Source organism: Aridibaculum aurantiacum (genome assembly GCF_017355875.1).
GTDB classification, from domain to species: domain Bacteria; phylum Bacteroidota; class Bacteroidia; order Chitinophagales; family Chitinophagaceae; genus Segetibacter; species Segetibacter aurantiacus.
On sequence record NZ_JAFEWC010000001.1, the window covers coordinates 2,109,266 to 2,129,283 of the forward strand.

General features: G+C 42.4%; 13 protein-coding genes. 5 read left to right on the plus strand and 8 right to left on the minus strand.

The window, feature by feature from the left end:
• Positions 1-293: 293 nt before the first annotated feature.
• Both J4N22_RS08800 and J4N22_RS08805 read right to left on the minus strand, forming a co-directional pair.
• Complete coding sequence (locus tag J4N22_RS08800; protein ID WP_207493554.1) at positions 294-2,237, minus strand: M56 family metallopeptidase; 1,944 nt, start codon at positions 2,235-2,237, stop codon at positions 294-296.
• A 1-nt stretch (position 2,238) separates the two neighbouring features.
• Positions 2,239-2,619 (minus strand): BlaI/MecI/CopY family transcriptional regulator, encoded by a 381-nt coding sequence (locus tag J4N22_RS08805; RefSeq protein WP_242692101.1) that lies wholly within the window; start codon positions 2,617-2,619, stop codon positions 2,239-2,241.
• A gap of 364 nt (positions 2,620-2,983) precedes the next feature.
• Between J4N22_RS08805 and J4N22_RS08810 the strand changes: the two genes are divergently transcribed.
• The 3 genes from J4N22_RS08810 to J4N22_RS08820 all read left to right on the plus strand — a co-directional run bounded on the left by J4N22_RS08810 (position 2,984) and on the right by J4N22_RS08820 (position 7,075).
• Positions 2,984-5,854: a DEAD/DEAH box helicase gene (locus J4N22_RS08810; protein WP_242692102.1), complete on the plus strand. Its 2,871-nt coding sequence runs from the start codon at positions 2,984-2,986 to the stop codon at positions 5,852-5,854.
• 58 nt (positions 5,855-5,912) lie between these two features.
• On the plus strand, positions 5,913-6,749 hold the full coding sequence (locus J4N22_RS08815; protein ID WP_207493555.1) for a Rieske (2Fe-2S) protein: 837 nt from the start codon (positions 5,913-5,915) through the stop codon (positions 6,747-6,749).
• A gap of 98 nt (positions 6,750-6,847) precedes the next feature.
• Entirely contained in the window at positions 6,848-7,075 is a 228-nt protein-coding gene (locus J4N22_RS08820; RefSeq protein ID WP_207493556.1) for a hypothetical protein, read from the plus strand.
• A gap of 102 nt (positions 7,076-7,177) precedes the next feature.
• Here the strand turns inward: J4N22_RS08820 and J4N22_RS08825 are convergent, their stop codons facing one another.
• Positions 7,178-8,794: a catalase gene (locus J4N22_RS08825; protein ID WP_207493557.1), complete on the minus strand. Its 1,617-nt coding sequence runs from the start codon at positions 8,792-8,794 to the stop codon at positions 7,178-7,180.
• Positions 8,795-9,083: 289 nt separating this feature from the next.
• Here J4N22_RS08825 and J4N22_RS08830 point away from each other — a divergent pair, with 289 nt between their 5' ends.
• The gene (locus J4N22_RS08830) at positions 9,084-11,762 is read left to right on the plus strand and encodes a cation-translocating P-type ATPase (protein WP_207493558.1); all 2,679 of its coding nucleotides are present in this window, start codon (positions 9,084-9,086) and stop codon (positions 11,760-11,762) included.
• Between the two features lie 92 nt (positions 11,763-11,854).
• On the opposite strand, the gene J4N22_RS08835 is transcribed toward J4N22_RS08830, so the two are convergent.
• Genes J4N22_RS08835 through J4N22_RS08845 form a run of 3 tightly spaced genes read right to left on the minus strand, consistent with a single transcriptional unit; the run spans position 11,855 to position 14,733 of the window.
• A complete protein-coding gene (locus J4N22_RS08835) occupies positions 11,855-12,625 on the minus strand; it encodes a hypothetical protein (RefSeq protein ID WP_207493559.1) in 771 nt (256 codons plus the stop codon).
• A 5-nt stretch (positions 12,626-12,630) separates the two neighbouring features.
• Positions 12,631-14,190, minus strand: coding sequence for an acyl-CoA mutase large subunit family protein (locus J4N22_RS08840; RefSeq protein ID WP_207493560.1), 1,560 nt, complete (start codon positions 14,188-14,190; stop codon positions 12,631-12,633).
• A gap of 30 nt (positions 14,191-14,220) precedes the next feature.
• Complete coding sequence (locus J4N22_RS08845) at positions 14,221-14,733, minus strand: DUF7935 family protein (protein WP_207493561.1); 513 nt, start codon at positions 14,731-14,733, stop codon at positions 14,221-14,223.
• A 136-nt stretch (positions 14,734-14,869) separates the two neighbouring features.
• Between J4N22_RS08845 and J4N22_RS08850 the strand changes: the two genes are divergently transcribed.
• Positions 14,870-15,214 carry a HesB/IscA family protein gene (locus tag J4N22_RS08850; protein WP_207493562.1) on the plus strand — a complete coding sequence of 115 codons (345 nt, stop codon included), beginning with the start codon at positions 14,870-14,872 and terminating at the stop codon, positions 15,212-15,214.
• Positions 15,215-15,290: 76 nt separating this feature from the next.
• Here the strand turns inward: J4N22_RS08850 and J4N22_RS08855 are convergent, their stop codons facing one another.
• Both J4N22_RS08855 and secDF read right to left on the minus strand, forming a co-directional pair.
• The gene (locus tag J4N22_RS08855) at positions 15,291-16,502 is read right to left on the minus strand and encodes a DUF6600 domain-containing protein (RefSeq protein WP_207493563.1); all 1,212 of its coding nucleotides are present in this window, start codon (positions 16,500-16,502) and stop codon (positions 15,291-15,293) included.
• 155 nt (positions 16,503-16,657) lie between these two features.
• Positions 16,658-19,762, minus strand: a complete 3,105-nt coding sequence (gene secDF / locus J4N22_RS08860; RefSeq protein WP_207493564.1) for a protein translocase subunit SecDF — start codon at positions 19,760-19,762, stop codon at positions 16,658-16,660.
• Between the last annotated feature and the right edge of the window lie 256 nt (positions 19,763-20,018).

Sequence of the window (20,018 nt, forward strand, 5' to 3'; positions counted from 1 at the left end):
TCTTCTATAGATTTAAAAAGGGAACACAGCTTTATGAGCTGTGTTTTTTTATGCAGTACAGCCAATGAAATCATCAAATTCCAAAAGTAGTAAAACGAATAACCAGGCTTATCATCATTGCAGATTATGTTCTTGAAGATTGACCGGCAGCTTCATCTCATCCTTTAGATGAATAATAGATACCCGCTATAAATAACTTTGTTGAATATCTGAAAGAATAAACTCACTAGCACTACTGCACAAAAAAAAACCGTACCCTCCAGTACGGCTTTATATACAGCGCACAATGAAAATTATATATTGATGATCTTTATCACTTTGCCTTTGCGGTTAATGATGATTCTTTCAGGACCTGTAGATTGAGGTGGAGTAGGAGTTTCATCCTTCACTTCCTGCTCTTTTTCCAACTTTGCTTTCTGGTAAACATGAGCGCTACGTGCACTACAACCTTCGGCAGCAACGGCAGGTCGTACGTTCATTTTGCTCATACCTCTGACCTCTGAAGCATCAGCTGAAGTAAGCACTACATAATTATTATTTAGCAGAACCTGTTTCTCAAATTCAGTCTTGGCAAGCAGCAGGTCCTTATTTACCTGCCGAAGTTCCTTATTCCATTCATCTGCTATCTTCTTCATGTTTATAGAATGAACTGCAAATGATCGTAGCTGTTGTTTTATCTCTTCCTGTTCCTTTCCGGGTTTCAGTTTTGTCGACAGTTCAAGTAACTCTGCTTTGGTTCGTTTTACTACTTCCAATCCTTCTTCTACATCATTTAGTACAGCAAGTTGCAGTTGCTCTACTTTATCCTGTTGCAGCTTTGCCATGATCAGTTGAGCCTGCTTCATTTCCCTTTCTGTTTTCTCCAGCTCTTTCCAAAAGGCAGCGGCCAAAAAGCGTCTCATTTCGCTACGAAAAGTAGTATCTACATAAACTCGGCTGGGAGTATTGATGATCCTTTTTGCAGTTAAACCTGCATTTATTACTAACGGTGGTTCTATATCCTGGTCTTTTTCAACTTTATTACGAGCAATCAGCTCAGGCATCACTTTAAGTGCTTTTTGTTTTTTCTTCTCTTGAGGTTGCGGTGCAACTGCTAACTGTAACGGTTGTTCGTAAGTGGAAGCCAGGAAAAACATAGGATTGAACAAAGGATTGGAGACTTTCGCTACAAATGGTTTAGCTATTTCAGCTGTAGTTGGAGTGGATGAACTGGCAATTGAGCCTCCTGTTCCTTTGTCAGGCGAAAGCCATGCTATGGAACTGAGGATACCTGTCATGAGCAATAACGCCAGCAACTGGTGGCGGTAATTAAAAATTTTTTCGTTCTTTTCTATCATACGCTTTACACGGTTCAGCAGTACTCGCTTTTCATCTATAGCGTGCATGGCAAATGCAGGGGTATTTGTATGACAGGTTGCTAATTTCAGAAGCGCTTTGGCGTATGTGGCTGCATTGTACTCGTACTGCAGTACCCAGTCGTCGCAGCAATTTTCCCTTTCGCGTTTTATCTGCTTGCTTATCAGCTGCATGAATGGGTTAAAGAAAAGAATGGCTTCAACAATTGACAACAGTATGTTCAGCAGGTAATCCATCCGCTTTATGTGTGCAATCTCATGAAGCAGAACAGCCTCCATTTGCTGAGGCGAAAGATGATTAATGCTGGCAAGAGGAATTAAGATCACCGGCTTTAGAAACCCGATGGTAAGTGGCGAGGAAACAAGAGTAGAAAGATAAACCTTCACAGTCTTCTTAATGCCCATCTGCTCAGCCACTTTCTGTACAAACAGCCTCCAGTCTACATCTATTTTTTGAAGGCCTGTTGTTTTTATCCTGTTGGTGTACCTGTACGCCTGCACCCATTTTACCGACAAAAATAAAAGCAGTGATAGGTAGGCAATCGATAGGTAAGGAAGAACAAGCTCTGCCTTCACCATGAACAGGAACAACTGCTGCCGTAGGTTGGTAGTGGATGCAACTGCATCATGCAAATGGCCGGGCAAAATGGCCATAGAAGGGTACTGCAGGCACTGCTGGTAATAAAATATGAATGTAAACAGGAACCAGGCGAACCCACTAAACTGGAAAAGCATGGCAGTTACAAACCTGCCATGCGATTTCATTCGGCTAATGCCGGTTATGATGATGTACAAAAGCCAGAGGAGGGCAAATTGCCATAAGCTGTTAATAATGGCGTGTCCCAAAGCCTGCAAAAACGGAGACTGGGTGACCTGTATCATGTTACTGATTTTTCAGATTGTCGAGTAATTGTTGAATTTCATCAAGTTCCTCTTTGCTGGGTGTTTGGTTACCCAGCGCCTGCATCACTAATTGAGAAGATGATCCGCCAAAGAGCGTATTGATCATTTTGCCTACAAACTGGTTCTGTGTCTTTTCCTTGCTTACATTAGGCTGGTAAATATGTGTCTTGCTGGAATCATCGCGTTTCACCAATCCTTTTTCAAACATGATCTGCATCAGCTTGAGCGTGGTGGTATAACCGGCCTCTTTTGTTTGGATGATGGTTTCATGCACCTCTCTCACAGTTGCCTTGCCTTTTTCCCATAATACCTGCAAAATTTCTAACTCACCTTCGGTAGGTTTTACTTGTTTATTGCTCATAATACGATTTGTTTCGTAAGCAATATACGATACTGTTCGTATGGAAGAAATTAAAATTTTACAAAAGGTAAAATAGCATGCTGGAGGTGGAGGTAGTTAGTCCTCTGCGTTAGTTGTTAGGAAAGTCAAAATTCAAAATTCAAAAGTCCAAAGTCAAAAAGTATGGTTTAACAATTTAAATAGTCGATGATGTATAATACCATCAACGGGATAATCTGCGTATAATAATCACAAATCACAAATCACTGTTCTACCAATCAACCAATCAACTTATCAACATAACCAAGTCAATTTTCCATACCCACGTAAAATCCTCCTGCTGTTCATACCTCAAATCCTATGTTTGCAAACTTCCAAAAAGTGAATGAAGATGCCGGTATTGAAAGAAGAGAAAAAGGTAGTGTTATTGTTGTCGCCGCAGCGGATCATGACGGATTATAGGGTGCTAAATTCTTTGCATATCATCAAATCTGCGAAAGGCGTGGAGTATACCATGGATGAGTTGGATAGTGGCGAACTCAAGAAGTTTTTTAGTAACCTTGGCAAAGAGTGCAACCAGAACCTATTGCAGTTTTCGCCAATGAGCCTGGATTACGCGAAGCAGAATATAAAGCAAAAGGTAAACAATCAAAAAGCCGGCATAGATAAGGACCAAGTGATCCGCAGCGCCATGACGCGGCATTTATTCCAGCTTTTCCAGGCGCTGAAGCCTTTTGCGGAATTGAGTAAATGGTATCATCGAACTACTGAAGATGGGCAGAAATACAAAACTTCACCTTGTGTTTTCAATAAGTACAAACCTGTACTGTCATTTGATGTAGTAAAGGATAGCGGCGTCCTGGAGCTTCGTGCATTTGTAGAGTTAAATGCATGTATTTACCCACTTTCTTCCTTCAACCGTTACCAGTTTTTGCTTGAAAGCAGTAATGAATACTTTCTTCTGTCGTATAAGGATTACCAGACATTGGAATGGCTGGATGGCGTGCAATGGAACCAATTTGCCTCTGATGTAACGGCTTTCTCACAGAATATTCTCAGCCGACTTGAGTTGGATTATAGTGTCAACCGTAATGATCATTTCATAAAAAAAGCATTAGAAACAGTACCTGTAAAACGGGTGCTGCTAAGTGAGCTGAATAACTCATTCCTGATGCTTACGCCACAATACTTGTACGATGGTTTTGTGGTAGATGGACCTTATAAAGAAATGTATGAAACGGTAGTAGAAGGAGAGGAGTACGTGATAAAACGTGACAAGCAACTGGAAGAGGAATTTCACCAGATGCTTGCCTCGTTGCATCCTAACTTCAGCAAGCAGCGGAATGGCTACTATTATCTTTCTTTTGCCGATGCTCAAAAGAAGCAGTGGTTTCTAAAAACTTTTCATAAGCTCCTGGACCTGAACATCGAGCTCGCAGGAATGGATCTGCTTCATCATTTCAGGTATTCTTCTTTTAAACCAGAAACAAAAATGGTGGTTAAAAAGGAAGAAGGAAATATGGCAACGCTGCAGGTAAGTGTGGCTTTTGGAAAAGAAGAAATACCGCTGAACGTACTACAGAAGATGCTGCTAAGTGGTCAGAAAGCAGTGATGCTGAAAGATGGAACACTTGGCATCTTGGGCGATGAATGGCTACAGCAATATGCTGCCATTATAAAGCATGGTAAAGTGCAAAAGAACGAGGTTGAAGTTGCAAAATTCCTTGCACTGAGTAGCGAACAAAAAGAAGGCGAGGAGCAGGTACTTCAGCCGCTGATAAAACAAGGTTGGTGGCAAAAATGGCAGCAATGGCAGCGAACTGATGAAAAGGTGTACGAAGTTCCGGCGTCTGTAAAAGCCAGCCTTCGTCCTTACCAGCAGAAGGGGTTTGAGTGGCTTACCTTATTAGCCGAAGCAGGTGCAGGAGGTTGTCTGGCTGATGATATGGGACTGGGTAAAACGCTTCAAACCATATGTTTTCTTGCACATCATATTCACCACCACCCTAATTCAGAAAATATCATTGTTTGTCCTTCTTCGCTTATTTATAATTGGCAACAGGAACTACAAAAATTCACACCTGGTATTTCATCGGTTGTATTTCATGGTGCTGGCAGAAGCAATGATTTGCTTGAGCAAAATCACCAGGTGATCATTACCAGCTATGGCACATTGCGGGCAGACTCAGATCTATTCTTAAAGAAGGTGTATGGTGTAGCTGTGATAGACGAGAGCCACAACATCAAAAATCCTTCGGCACAGATAACTACTATGGTAAATGCGCTGGATGCAGTGACACGCATTGCACTCAGTGGTACACCAGTTGTGAACAATACGTTTGATCTGTATGCTCAACTGAATTTCTCTTTGCCGGGAATGTTTGGCAGCCGCGAATTCTTTAAAAGAGAATATGCTGATGCCATAGATCGCTATCACGATGAAGAGAAGATTCAGGCGTTGCAAAAACTAACTGCACCTTTCATTTTACGACGTACAAAAGAGCAGGTAGCTAAAGACCTTCCAGAGAAAAGCGAGATGATCCTTTGGTGCAAAATGCACCAGCGCCAGCAGGAGGTCTATAACGAAATAAAAGACCAGATAAAGAGCAACATCTTCCTGAACATTAAGAACGAAGGCTTGAACAAAAGCAAGCTTGCGGTTTTGCAGGGAATGATGAAACTAAGGCAGGTATGCAATTCACCGCTGCTATTACCGCAGGAAGAACAGCAGGATTGCAAGGAATCCATCAAAACAGAAGTGCTGATGCGGGAACTGAAGAATATCATTGGCAGCCACAAGGCGCTGGTGTTTTCGCAGTTCAGCACCATGCTCGACTTATTGGCTAAAGAAGCCGATAAAGAAGGTATTTCTTATTATCATTTTGATGGGCAAACACCACCGGCCAAACGTGCTGAAATGGTGAAGGCTTTCCAGGAGGAAGGTAACAGCACCAATCTTTTCCTCATTAGTTTAAAAGCAGGTAACAGTGGTCTTACACTTACTGCTGCTGATTATGTTTTTCTTTTCGATCCATGGTGGAATACAGCTGTAGAACAGCAGGCGATTGACCGAACCCATCGCATTGGTCAAACTAAGAATGTATTTGCATACAAGATCATTTGCAAAGACACGATTGAGGAGAAGATCGTACAGCTGCAGCAGCGAAAAAAGAAGCTGGCAGAAGAACTGGTAGGAGAGGATGATGGCTTCATTAAAGCATTGTCGGAAGAAGATATTGCATACCTCTTTAGTTAATAAGGTATTACAGTGCTTTGCGAAGGCGTAAGTTTTGCTGCTATTGCATCAAAATTATATGCGGAGTAAGGCAAACATCAAATCTCATCCTATTCATCCGATACTGGTTGTTTTTCCTATTGCATTTTTTGCAGGCACTTTCTTATTCGACTTGCTTTCTATTTTGCTTGGCAAAACGGCAATGTTGCAGACTGCTTTTTATTTAAATATTGCAGGACTTGGTGGCGGTTTGCTTGCTGCAGTTCCTGGATTGATCGATTATTTACATACTGTTCCACCTAATAGTTCAGCTAAAGACCGCGCTACCAAACATGCTCTTACCAATATCACCATGATGATTGTGTTTGGGATTGCACTGCTATACCGGCAGTTGCCGGACATGTCACAGTACCTGCTGCTGGTAATTGATCTTGTGGGCGTTGTTTTACTTACGGCTGCTGGTTGGATGGGCGGTACACTTGTGTACAGGAACCAGGTTGGGGTAGATGTTCGGTATGCCGGAGCAGGTAAATGGACGGAACTGAAAATTGAAAATGAGAAAGGAAAAGTAGCTGTAGCAAATGAAGATGGACTGAAGCCCAACCAAATGAAACTGCTTCATGTAAATGGTAAACGGGTGGTGCTGGCACGGACGGAGGAAGGTTATGTCGCCTTTGATGATCGCTGCCCACACAAGGGAGGTTCATTAGCCGGTGGAAGTTTGATGTGCGGAACCGTTCAATGTCCGTGGCATGGCTCACAGTTCAGTGTGAAATCTGGTGCAGTTACAGCAGGACCATCTGAAGAAGGCATAACTACTTTTCCTGTAGGAGTAGAAGCAGGAAAAGTGATGCTGGATATAGACCAGGTAATGATGAAGCTGGTTAATGAAAAAGTGAAAGACAAGCTGGATTGAGCTGTAACATCATATTAACCTGGTGAGGCGGACATAGTTAGCAAAAACAATTTTCCAGGTGGTAAAATATTTGCATCAACTATTTGAAAATCTATCAAATGGAACATGTAACAGATATCACTGTACCCGTAAATGGAAAGGATGTTTTATTCCGGGTAAATTTTCATGATGAGCTTTATACTTTTGAACCACAAGATGCAGATGATTCCATTTCTTCATTTGATGTTAGGCGCGAACATAATGACTGGGTACCTCAAACCTCACCTGATCCTGTTGTAAAACAAGCTATAGCATGCCTTGAAAGATTTATGCTATCGCAGCACTGATAGGTATCGCCAATAAAACTTATTCTTCAATAACTGGCAGAACAGATAAAAGAAAAGAGCAGTTCAAACTGCTCTTTTCTAATACTAATGATATACTTCAACTTAATATGGCTTCGATTCTGTTGACTGTTCTTCTGCCTGCTTCACTGCTTCGGCTGATTGAGTGCTGCCAATAGGACCTTTACTCATTTCAGAACTAGCTTTAGCCAATCCTTCTCTTACACGGCGACCGTAATCCTCATCGCACTGCGTAAACAGCTCCACCATTTTATCTTGTATATGTTTAGCAGCTGGCGCCAGTGTATTCACCAGGTTGTTGATCAGGTCATCTCTTTCCCAATCTTCAAACATGCGGTAACGTTCGCCTGCCTGCTTAAAGTTGTTCTGGCGATCTATCTTTTGCCTTACCAGTTTGGCATTGTACTGCGGCGTATAATCCTTACCTGGTTTAGGTGCTTCTTTTAAACCACCAAGTGTGGAAGGTTCATAATTCACATGTGGATTGGTCCCCGGTGCAATGTCCTGGTGGTAAGCCATCTGGCCATCACGCTGGTTGGTAGCTACAGGCCTACGTGGCGAATTGATAGGTAGTTGTAAATAATTTGGACCTACACGATAACGCTGTGTATCGCTGTACGAGAATGTGCGTCCCTGCAACATCTTATCATCCGAAAAATCAAGTCCATCAACCAATACACCTGTACCAAAAGCAGATTGTTCTACTTCGGCAAAATAATTTACAGGATTTCGGTTCAACGTCATCATACCTACCGGCAGCCATGGAAACTGGTCCTCAGGCCAAAGCTTAGTGTCATCCAAAGGATCAAAATCCAGTTCAGGATGTTCATCATCGCTCATGATCTGCACCAGCAGCTCCCATTTCGGATGATCGCCACGTTCTATCGCTTCATACAGATCTTGTGTAGCGTGGTTGAAATTTTTTCCCTGTATCTCCTGCGCCTGTTCCTGTGTCAGGTTTTTTATTCCTTGCACGGGCTCCCAATGGTATTTCACTAAAACAGCTTCACCTTCTGCATTTACCCATTTGTATGTATTTACACCCGAACCTTGCATTTGCCTGTAGTTAGCAGGAATGCCATAAGGTGAAAATAAGAAAGTGATCATGTGCATAGCCTCAGGTGTATTGCTGATAAAGTCGAAGATCCTTTCACCATCTTGTATATTAGTAACAGGGTCTGGCTTAAATGCATGCACCAGGTCAGGAAACTTCATTGCATCACGTATAAAGAAAACCTTTAGGTTGTTACCAACAAGATCCCAGTTGCCATCTTCTGTATAAAACTTAGTTGCAAAACCACGTGGATCGCGTAGCGTTTCAGGTGAATGTCCACCATGAATTACAGATGAGAAACGTACGAAAACAGGTGTCTGCTTGCCTTTCTCCTGGAACAGTTTAGCACGTGTATATTTTGATGCAGGTTCGCCACCTACGGTACCGTAAGCTTCGAACACGCCATGTGCGCCGGCACCGCGTGCATGCACCACTCTCTCTGGAATTCGCTCTCTATCAAAATGACTCATTTTCTCCAGGAAGTGGTAGTTCTCCATGGTTGCAGGACCGCGGTTGCCCACTGTTCTGATGTTCTGGTTGTCGGTAACAGGATGTCCCTGGCGGGTGGTAAGTGTGGTGTCCTGTTCTTTTCCATTACTGGAAGTTTGGCCATTGCCAGGCTGGTTTTGATTTTCTTCTTGTATCATCTTTTAAACGTGTTTATTAATTCAAGATGTGTGGGTGTAACTAGCACAAAGCCAGTGCCACTTCCCAATAACAAGTTTTTTAAAGGAGAGGTTGAGAGGAAATAAAAATACTGATTATCTATTACCAAAGTTTCATCTATTCATTAAAGAATTGAGTGATCTATAAAGTTCGGCAATGGGTAAGCAGCTTTATCTAGCTGCTCATGATGCTGATCATGCTCATGATAATGAGGAAGTTGATGGAATAGTTTTGTTGTAACACTTCTCACCTGATAATTAAAACCTGCATATGGATATATATCATCAACTTTCTGTAGAGGAGATTTTAAAAAAACTGGAAGTATCCGATAAGGGTTTAACTGATGAAGAAGTAAAACAAAGGCAGCAGAAATATGGACTGAATAAAATTCCCGAGCCTAAAGGGAAATCGTTGTTCTTCATATTCATCAGCCAGTTTTTAAACCCGCTTATCTACATTCTCATTATTGCAGCTATCATTTCTATTGTAATTGGTGATTATGTAGATGCAATATTTATTGCTTGTATTATTGGTTTGAATGCGGTGCTAGGGGCATACCAGGAGTGGCGTGCTGAGAATAGTGCAGCTGCCTTGCGCAACATGGTAAAGGTACAGTCGCGGGTAAAGAGAAACGGTGATGTGCATAATGTGGTTGCGGACGAGTTGGTTCCGGGTGATATAGTGCTCCTTGAATCTGGTCATAAAATTCCAGCAGATCTGCGGGTGTTAGAAGCCCAAGACCTGAGTGTAGAGGAAGCATTACTTACAGGAGAATCTATTGCAGTTGTAAAACATAAAGATGTAGTAGAAGGCGGTAATGAGATATCCCTTGGTGATCGAACCAACATGCTATTTGCTGCTACCGCAGTTCAAAAAGGTAGGGGCACTGGCGTAGTAGTATCAACAGGTGAACACACGCAGATAGGAAAGATAGCTGAGTCGCTTAAAACAACAGAAGCTGAGAAGCCGCCACTGGTTAATCGAATGGATTCCTTTTCTAAAAAGATCAGCTTTATAATACTGGGGGCATGTGTAATACTGGGTGCCGTTGGATATATGGAAGGACGCCCTGTAACAGAGATATTCTTCATGATGGTGGCTTTGGGTGTTGCTGCCATTCCTGAAGGTTTGCCTGTTGCCATGACCGTTGCTTTATCAATCGGTACGCGCCGCATGGCTAAACGAAACGTAATTGTCCGTAAATTACCTGCTGTTGAAGGATTGGGAAGTTGTACCCTTATTGCCTCTGATAAAACGGGTACACTTACTATGGACCAGCAATCGGTCAAAAAGATCTACCTGCCTTCAGGAAAATCGTACACCGTTAGCGGCCAGGGTTATAATGGTGAAGGTGAGATACTGGATGGTGATGCTCCTATTCAAGAGATAAATGAAGAGCTACATCGTTTTATACAAGCCAACATACTTTCTAATGAAGGTGTACTGCGTAAAAAAGGAGATGGTGAATGGGAGCATTCAGGTGATGCGGTGGATGTAGCATTGCGTGCCATTGCTTTCAAAGCAGGAAAAGATCCGGAATACTTCATGGAAGGGGTAGAGGTGGTAAAGATGGTACCTTATGAATCGGAGATTAAGTATAGTGCTGTATTTTATAAATACAACAACGAGCTTTTCTTCGCCATGAAAGGAGCCATGGAAGTTGTAGAAAAGAAAATAAAAGCAGATGCCATTAATGAAATTTCAGAACATTCCGAACGACTGGCTGAAGAAGGATTTAGGGTATTGGCAATGGCTGGTGGTAAAGTACAGGATACTGAGCTGGAGAAAGTAGGGGAGCTAAACTTGCTGGGACTGATTGGGATGATGGACCCCTTAAGGCCTGAGGCTAAGGAAGCGGTAGAAGAATGTAAAAACGCAGGTATCAAGGTAATGATGATCACAGGAGATCATCCGTCTACTGCACTTGCTATAGCACAGGAAATGGGTATTGCAGAATCCAAAGAGCAGGTAGCCACAGGCGCCGAACTTTCAGAATATGAAAACCTGTCTATACAGGAGTTTGCAGAAAAGGTAAAGAATATAAATGTTTGTGCGCGGGTGACACCATTGCAGAAGCAACGCATTGTAGAAGCAATGAAATCGCTAGGGCATTTTGTGGCAGTTACGGGAGATGGAGCCAATGATGCCCCGGCGCTTAAATCCGCACATATAGGTGTAGCCATGGGTGCAGGTACCGACCTTGCCAAAGAAGCCGCTTCCATCATTGTTACTGATGATAATTTTGCTTCCATAGCCGCTGGTGTAGAGGAGGGTAGGTTCACTTTTGATAATCTTCGTAAGATTATTTATTTATTAATATCTACTGGTGCTGCGTCATTTATCACTGTTGCACTTGCTATTTTCCTCAACATACCACTGCCTTTTATAGCCGTGCAACTGTTGTGGTTAAACCTTGTCACCAATGGTATACAGGACATAGGTCTGGCATTCGAAAAAGGTGATATCACAGTTATGCAACGTCCTCCGCGTAAACCTGAGGAGACTATCTTTGACAAACTGATGATAAGCCAGGTAGTGGTTTCTTCTCTGTGGATGGCTGCTGTTACTTTTAGCGTGTGGTATTACCTGCTGTATACTTTAGAGATGGAAGAGGTGCATGCACGGACACTAACAGTAATGTTGATGGTATTGATGCAAAACTTCCAGACCTTGAACTGTAGGTCTGAGATCAAGTCAGCATTTAAAGTGCCGGTGAAAAACAACTACATCCTGGTAATCGGAATTATATTGGCGCAGATCGTTCATATCTGTGCATCGTACATTCCAGGTTTGAATACAGCACTTCAACTGGATCCTATTGCGCTTAATGAGTGGTTGCTGCTACTACCAACAGCAATGAGCTTGTTAGTGGTTATGGAATTGTTCAAATGGTTTTGGAGGAGTAAATACAAACTGTCTAATGAGACAGTAACAAGTGAGCATGATTAAATTGATGTGACTGTATATTAGGAAGGATAGCCGTTTGATGCTATCCTTTCTTATTATCTCTTCGTTTTTGTGCTCCCAAAATTCTGGTTTAGTTACCGCATCTGTCTCCGAGTAGGTACCTGGCTTTTAAGCAGGCGATCTTCCAGTCCTTTTGTCTCCAGTATATTGTAGATATTGTTGTACTTCCAGCCTTGCATGTTGGGATGGCTGATAACATCAAATTCCAGGTCTTTCAAGGCACCGGGACAAAATTCGAAGAACTCGCAGTGGCGCGTATCCTCTGTGCGCATCAGCAGGAAACGAAATTCTTCTTCATGCTTGTAGCTGATATCTTTTAAGAAGCCGGTATACTTATGACCACAATTTTTCAATCCTTCATCTGCAGGATCGAAAGGTGAGATTTTGTAATATTCTACAGGCCCATGTACCATAGCTTCAAATTCACTGTCTTCAATATTCCTGAAGTTGTTGATCATCACATCGCACAAGTGATGTGGTTTGAATCGCAATGCAACACTATCGCTGTTACTATAGGTTTCCCACATAGCCTGCGACTCTCTTACACCTAAAAACCAGCAACTGGCAAAAAGCGTTTGTTGCACTTCCTGCAGGTAATTATTGTATAGGTTCTTTGTATCAAGTTGATCCTTTTCGTCATTCGCACCTCCACCGGTTTCTGCTGATCGTCTTTTTTGGTAAAGTAGATTTTCTGAAATGCCTTCCAGCGGATCATCAAAATAACTAAGGGGAGAAAAGAAAAGTTTACCCGTTAAAAGAAAATACATGAGCCTGTGCAGGTCCATGTATTTATATAGATATTGATCTTCTTCAAACTTGTAATCTTTATTCTTATCAACCCTCATAGAAACTATTTATACTCTCCAAAAACATCGCGTAAAGTATCTGCTATCTCACCAAGTGTACAAAAATTTTCTACTGCATCTATCACCACTGGCATTATGTTATTTCCTTGTACTGCTGCATCACGAAGCTGGTGCAAACAATTGCTAGCCTTTGTAGCATCACGCCTGGCTCGTAGCTCCTGCAGTTTTGCCGCCTGAACCTGTCTTATGCTATCATCAATTTTAAAGCCAGCAACTTTATTCTCTTCTTTTACCTGGAACTTGTTTACACCTACTATGATCTTTTCTCCGGCTTCAATTTGCTTTTGGTAAGTATATGCACTGCGTGCTATTTCATCCTGTATAAATCCTTGTTCTATGGCGCTTACACTGCCACCCATAGCATCAATGGTTGCTATCAGTTCCCATGCTTTCGCTTCTACTTCATTGGTCAATGTTTCTACAAAATAACTTCCCGCTAAAGGATCAGCAGTATCTGCTACGCCACTTTCAAATCCAACAATTTGCTGCGTGCGCAATGCAATACGCGCAGCCTCCTCTGTAGGCAGGCTAAGCGCTTCGTCGTAGCCATTGGTATGCAAGCTTTGCGTACCACCTAAAACAGCTGCAAGTGTTTGTATAGTCACCCTGCTGATGTTATTCATGGGCTGCTGTGCTGTAAGCGTGCTGCCGCCGGTTTGGGTGTGAAAGCGCAGCATCATTGCCTTAGGATCTGTTGCACCCAGTTCTTTCATGATGGTTGCCCACATTCTCCGGGCAGCCCTGAATTTTGCTACTTCTTCAAACAGGTTGTTGTGCGCATTGAAGAAGAAGGAGAGGCGTTTACCAAAAACATTTATATCCAAGCCTTTTTCCAGAGCAGCCTGTACGTATGCTTTTCCATTGCTTAATGTAAAAGCTATTTCCTGTACCGCTGTACTGCCTGCTTCCCGTATATGGTAGCCGGAAATAGATATCGTATTCCATTTTGGTAGCGACTGGCTGCACCATTCAAAGATGTCGGTAATGATCCGCATGCTCGGCTTGGGAGGGTAGATGTAAGTACCACGCGCCGCATACTCTTTCAAAATATCATTTTGTATAGTACCCGAGACTTTGGTTAGATCTGCACCTTGCTGTTTAGCCAGTGCCACATAAAAACTCAGCAGGATGTATCCTGTAGCATTGATCGTCATCGACGTGCTTACATCCTGTAGTTGTATACCTTGAAACAGCGTCTGCATGTCTTCTATGCTATCAATAGCAACGCCTACTTTACCCACTTCGCCTTCGCTGAGGGCGTGGTCGCTGTCGTAGCCAATTTGTGTAGGCAGATCGAAGGCAACGCTTAACCCACTTACGCCCTGCGAAAGGAGGTAGTGGTAGCGCTTGTTACTTTCTTCAGCGGTGGAAAAACCAGCATATTGCCGCATGGTCCACAAGCGGCCGCGGTACATATCGGGTTGTACACCACGGGTAAAAGGAAATGAGCCGGGAAGTTCAGGACTCAGGTCCTTTACATCCTCGGCTGTATATACGGTATTGATACCAATATTGCTATCGGTAAACTTTTGATCATGGCTCATAGCAAATGGTTAGAGGTAAGTTCAAAAAGATCACATCACTTTTTTAGCCTCGTAGCTCAGCACTTCGCTCACTACTTCGTGCAATTGACCTTTCCTGTCTTTCATTAAATATTCAAGAAGCAATTTATTTAGATCTAAACCGGTAGCATGTGGTGGTAGTGCACTCGCCAGTTGATTCACCACCAGCATATTTTGTTCTTTCAGGTTTTTTACCGCATTCCATGCTTCTGCAGTTACATAAATCTGCTGGGTGATGTTGTAATCAAATTCTTCTTTTATCTGGTGCGTTAACAGCATCTGCATCTCGCGGGCACTAACTCCTTGTTGGTTTACACGCGCTATCAGGTTTGGTAATGCTATTCGGTCCACCAATAAGGTAAGTCTTTCATATGCCTGCAAACGCAATCCGCGGCTGCTTTCGTTCATGTTTGCAGTTTCCTCTGCGTCTTTAGCACCTCTTCTTTGTTGGTAAAAAAGATAACTAAGAAATGTAGCTACTAGTATTGCAATTACGCCACTTAAAATGATGCTCGTATTATCCATTCAATCAGTTTTTACAAATGTAAAGGAATAGCTTTCGTTAACTGAAACAGAAAATGTAAAACGTTTTCCTTCATTCGCAACTATACGCAGTGATAGCAAAAAGTAGAAGCTGTAACTTTGTATCAAACAAAAAGACATGGCAGAAGTAATGAATGTACCGGTTACACTAACTGCCGGTGCTATAGCAGAAATCAAAAGACTGATGGCTGAACCAGGATTTGATAACACACAGTACTTGCGTGTGGGAGTAAAAGGCGGCGGTTGTAGTGGTATGAGTTATATTCTTGGTTTTGATAAAAAGGAAGATTCTGATGAAACTTTTGAAGTAGAAGGTATTCCTTGCATCATCAATAAGTCACACGGTATTTATTTAATGGGAATGGAAGTAGATTTCCAGGATGGCTTGAATAGCCGTGGATTTACTTTCACTAATCCTAATGCTAGTAAGACCTGCGGATGCGGATCTAGCTTTGCTGTATAGTTTCTAAATAAACATATCAAAAAGAAGGGCTGTCACTTTATCGGTGACAGCCCTTTTTTTTGATTGATTATTAAGTTTATTCCACTTCTTTGTTTTGCCTCATAGGTCTATTGGTCGAAGGTTGTGCTGCAGGCATAGTTGCAGGAACTTCAGCTCTTGAAGGTCTTTCGAAAGTAGAAGGTCCTGTTGCAGGTGCTGGCCTTTCAAATGCAGGTCTTGATGGACGTTCGAAAGAAGGACTCTCCTGGCGCGGTCTTTCATAGATTGGTCGCTGTGGTTGGTGGTTATTTTCACGCTCCACAGGCACTCTTCTTTCCATAGGAAAATTGTTTCTTTCAATTGGCCTTTCCTGTTGTGGCTGCCGCTCCCTTACTGGTCTTTCTGTAGGGAATTGCCTGGTGGGCCTTTCATTCGGAAATTCTCTTCTTTCCATAGAAGGATTATTTCCTGGAAATCTTTGATTTCTTCCTTCTTGGTTATCAAGATAAATTCTTCCTGGCCTTTGTTGGGTTGGCTGCCTCTCTGCCTGCTGATTTACCGGCTCTTTGATCTTTTCGACCTTTGGCCTGTAAATCCTGATCTCATCATTAGAGATTTCGCTTCTATCTGCGCGGTCAGCATCTGTTATTCTTATCGGCCTTATCTGCTGCCTTGTATGCCTTTCCACCTCCGTTCTGTCTGGGCCGGGATGGTAGCCTGTACCAGTACGTGGCGGCCTTACTACATCTGTACTTCCTAATAATTGCTGGTTACGCGTTTGTGGTACATAAAACTGCGACAGATTATGGTGGTTGATATACTGGCTATTTACAAACACCCATGGGTCGTTATGGTAGCCTCTGTTCCAGTTGTTTGGTGCCATCGGCGACCAACCATAGAAACTGTTGTTACCTCTCCAGTTAACCCATGCTGGACCCCATTCTAACCCGGGAACCCAGAACCAACCCATACGTGGATCGTGTCCCCAACGGCCATAATGGAACGGTGCCCATCCCCAGTTGTAGTTTGATGCCCACGTCCAGCCCATGTTGGTGTAGACCCAACGGCCGTTGGTATAATAAGGTCTGAAACCTAGTTCATTCACAATCCAAACCTGACCATAGCCCGGGTAGTTTACCCAGTTGCCATAAGGGCTTAGTTGATCATAGAACATATTGTAGCTCACCTGCCTGTTTTGGCGGTAGCTATAGTCATCGTAGTCATCCATCATAAACGATGATGTACCACAAGCGGATAACATCGTAATGATGAAGGCTCCAACGATCAGTTTATTGAATAAGTTTTTCATGATAGCTCCTTTCGTTTTTATACTTTTTCAAGTCATCAAAAGTTACGAAGGAGCATGTTAAGGAATGGTCAAGCAAAATGGAAGGAAACGCTAAGCTTGTAATAAACAAAAAGCCTGCACCGGGTGGTGCAGGCTTCTAATACTATAGTAAATAATTAAACTTTAGCTGGACGAGCTGTAGTTGCTGTAGATGGTTTTGTACCAGCTGCAACATCAACAGATGAAGATCCAAGTGGTTTTTTCTTACCCATATCAACTAAGATTGGTGCAGCCACAAATACTGTAGAGTAGATACCTACCAATACACCTATCATCATTGCAAAAGCAAAACCTCTTGTTACTTCACCACCGAAAATGAACAAGCATAACAGGGTTAAGAATACGGTCACAGAAGTCATGATCGTACGGCTTAGCGTGCTGTTCACTGCTTTGTTGATGATCGTTGGTCTGTCAGCACCTTTCATTATTCCACTCTCTTCACGAATACGATCGAAGATGATCACCGTATCGTTGATAGAGAAACCAATCACTGTTAGCAACGCAGCTATAAAGTGCTGGTCGATCTCAAGAGGGAAAGGAACGATGTTTCTGAAGTAGCTGAAAATGATCAATACAACCAATGCATCGTGGAATAGCGCAAGTGTCGCTCCCAAAGAGTATCTCCAGTCGCGGAAACGGATAAAGATGTAAAGGAAGATGGCAAAAAGAGCGATGATCGTTGCTCTTAATGCACCAGCTTTCAGGTCATCAGAGATAGTTGGAAGAACTGTCTGGCTGCTCTGCTTATAGTTGTTAGAGAATTCCTGGAAAGATGTTCCGGCAGGTAAAAAGCTCTGCAGACCCTGGTAAAGTTTGTATTCAACCAGTGAGTCAACATTATTACCTCCCTCTTTGATCATATAAGAAGTAGTGATGTTCAACTGGCTGTTGTTGCCAATGGTTTTCACTACAGGGAACTCTCCGAAAGTTGTTTGTAAGCTATTTCTTACAGTATTCAGATCCTGTGGCTTTGCAAATTTGATAGTGTAGCTACGTCCACCGACGAATTCCACACCCTGGTCAAAGCCATTGAAATAAGTACCGATACCTAAGATCAGTACAAGTGCTGACATTATGTAGGCGTACTTGCGGTACTCAACAAATTTCAGCTTTGTCTCCCTGAAGAGTTTACGGCTAAATGCTGTATCGTAATTGAAGTGACGCTTTTTGTTTGTCCACCAGTCAGTAACAAGTCTTGAAAGCAATATTCCGCAGAACATAGAAAGCAGGATACCGATGATCTGCGTGGTAGCAAATCCTAGTACCGGCCCAAGTCCATAGTAGAAAAGTATACATGCAGTGATCAAACCAGTGACGTTGGCATCTAATACTGGTGCTAATGACTTTTTATAACCTTCAGCTACGGCAGCTGAGTAAGTGCGTCCTTTTTCCAGTTCTTCTTTAATCCTTTCAAAGATGATAACGTTAGTATCTACAGCGATACCGATGGTCAGGATAAGACCAGCAATACCAGGTGCAGTAAGGGTAGCGCCCAGTGCACTTAGAATACCTATTGTAAATAGTAAGTTGAAGAACAAGGCGATGTTGGCAATCCATCCTGATGTGCTATAGAACACCAGCATCAGAACGAAGATTCCAGTGAAAGCAAGAAGGAATGCTAATGCACCACCTTCGATCGCATCCTGGCCAAGTGTAGGTCCTACTACTTGCTCTTGTACAATTTTAGCAGGCGCAGGAAGTTTACCACTCTTTAGTATTTGTGCAAGGTCTTGCGCTTCTACTACAGAAAAGCTACCTGTGATCTGTGAGCTACCATTAGGAATTTCACCATTTACAAAAGGAGCACTGTAAACGATCTCATCCATAACAATGGCAATAGGCTTACCTACATTCTCTCTTGTCATTTTAGCCCAGATACGTGTACCTGTGCCATCCATGTTCATTTTGATAGCAACTCTTCCACGCTCATCATAATCTTGTGATGCATCGCTAACATTCTCACCTTCTAATTTTGCTTTACCATCAACAGTTTTTACTGCGTAAAGAGGCAGGAATTCTCTTGCTTTAGCATCATTTCCTTCTGCTTTACCATACATGAATTGCAGGTTGTTTGGAAACTTGCTTCTTACAAGGTCCATTCTTAGGTAGCTGCTAAGCAAACCTGTATCTACAACACGTACATATCCAAGAGCAGCAGGAAATTGAACCTGTCCATCCTGGCCTTGTTGAGGTTGTAATATTCCAAGAATAGATGAGATAGGAGCCTGACTTTTTGCATCAGCAGGTGTTGCCTTTGCAGTATTGCTATCCAAAGCACTCAATGTTCCTTTGCTGGCTGTGTCAGTATTTGCTGCAACTGGAGCGTTAGCTGTAGTATCAGCAGCAGGAGTAGCAGATGTACCAGTTAAATAAGCTGCTAATGCTTTTTCTGCATTCTGGTAGCTTTCTGCAATCTCACCAAGATTATATACTTCGAAGAACTGCAGGTTTGCAGTAGACTGAAGGTATTTACGAACTCTTTCAGGATCGGTAACACCAGCAAGTTCAATGGTGATGATACCTTTGTTCTCATCAAGATTAATAGTAGGCTGTGCAACACCAAATTTATCTATACGTGTACGTAAGATGTTATAGGTATTGTTAACCGCGCTTTTTGCTTCAGTGCGGATGTAGTTTAGAACTTCTCCATCAGTGCTTTCATAGGTGATCCTACGATTGCTACCCATAGCAAACAAAGAAGCTAGTTTGCCATTTGGATTTGCTTTCTTGTATTCGTCTTCAAATAGGCTGATGAAATCTGCACCACTGTTTGCTTTGCGACGTGCAGCTTCCTCAATTGCTTTATTGAATGCAGGATCTTTGGTGTTGTTAGCAAGAGATTTGATCAAGCCATCCAAACCAACTTCCATCGTCACATTCATACCACCTTGCAGATCAAGACCCAGCATTAACTCCTGGTCTTTTGCATACTGATAGGTACCAACTCCTAAAACGATCTTTTCATTTTTTGTACTGTCAAGCAAACGTTGAAGACGGGACTTCTTAGCCTGGAGTAATGTGTCAGCATATAATGCCTGCAGTTCTTTGTTGCCAGGGTATTTTTGCTCGGGGGATTGTGGGTACATGGCTTTCACCCACTTTTCCGCTCTTTCAGCCATCGAACTTTCATGGCTGCGGACAAACCATGTAAAGCTTAGTTGGTACAAACAAATCAAGATCAATGCTACCGCAAAAATCTTCACCAAACCTTTCAGTTGCATACGTGTAAGGGTTTACAAAATTTTTTAGAGCGGCAAAGATAGGGGAATGGAAATGAAAATATGACAGTAAAAAATGAGGCAATAACGCTGGTTTAAACAGCAGTTAATCAAGGTATAACAAGTGGATAAATTGGCTTATTCACAGGCTGGTTTTAATATCTCTCCACTAAAATATTTGATTAAGAAAAGCGCTTTAAACTATCATTTTGGCAGCAAGCAAAATAGCTATGCCATTGATAATAAGGAAGGTATTTTT

Bases quoted from the DNA above. Each gene is read 5' to 3' on its own strand.
- J4N22_RS08800 (WP_207493554.1), bottom strand. From the start codon at position 2,237: ATGATACAGGTCACCCAGTCTCCGTTTTTGCAGGCTTTGGGACACGCC.
- J4N22_RS08805 (WP_242692101.1), bottom strand. From the start codon at position 2,619: ATGAGCAATAAACAAGTAAAACCTACCGAAGGTGAGTTAGAAATTTTG.
- J4N22_RS08810 (WP_242692102.1), top strand. From the start codon at position 2,984: ATGAAGATGCCGGTATTGAAAGAAGAGAAAAAGGTAGTGTTATTGTTG.
- J4N22_RS08815 (WP_207493555.1), top strand. From the start codon at position 5,913: ATGCGGAGTAAGGCAAACATCAAATCTCATCCTATTCATCCGATACTG.
- J4N22_RS08820 (WP_207493556.1), top strand. From the start codon at position 6,848: ATGGAACATGTAACAGATATCACTGTACCCGTAAATGGAAAGGATGTT.
- J4N22_RS08825 (WP_207493557.1), bottom strand. From the start codon at position 8,794: ATGATACAAGAAGAAAATCAAAACCAGCCTGGCAATGGCCAAACTTCC.
- J4N22_RS08830 (WP_207493558.1), top strand. From the start codon at position 9,084: ATGGATATATATCATCAACTTTCTGTAGAGGAGATTTTAAAAAAACTG.
- J4N22_RS08835 (WP_207493559.1), bottom strand. From the start codon at position 12,625: ATGAGGGTTGATAAGAATAAAGATTACAAGTTTGAAGAAGATCAATAT.
- J4N22_RS08840 (WP_207493560.1), bottom strand. From the start codon at position 14,190: ATGAGCCATGATCAAAAGTTTACCGATAGCAATATTGGTATCAATACC.
- J4N22_RS08845 (WP_207493561.1), bottom strand. From the start codon at position 14,733: ATGGATAATACGAGCATCATTTTAAGTGGCGTAATTGCAATACTAGTA.
- J4N22_RS08850 (WP_207493562.1), top strand. From the start codon at position 14,870: ATGGCAGAAGTAATGAATGTACCGGTTACACTAACTGCCGGTGCTATA.
- J4N22_RS08855 (WP_207493563.1), bottom strand. From the start codon at position 16,502: ATGAAAAACTTATTCAATAAACTGATCGTTGGAGCCTTCATCATTACG.
- secDF (WP_207493564.1), bottom strand. From the start codon at position 19,762: ATGCAACTGAAAGGTTTGGTGAAGATTTTTGCGGTAGCATTGATCTTG.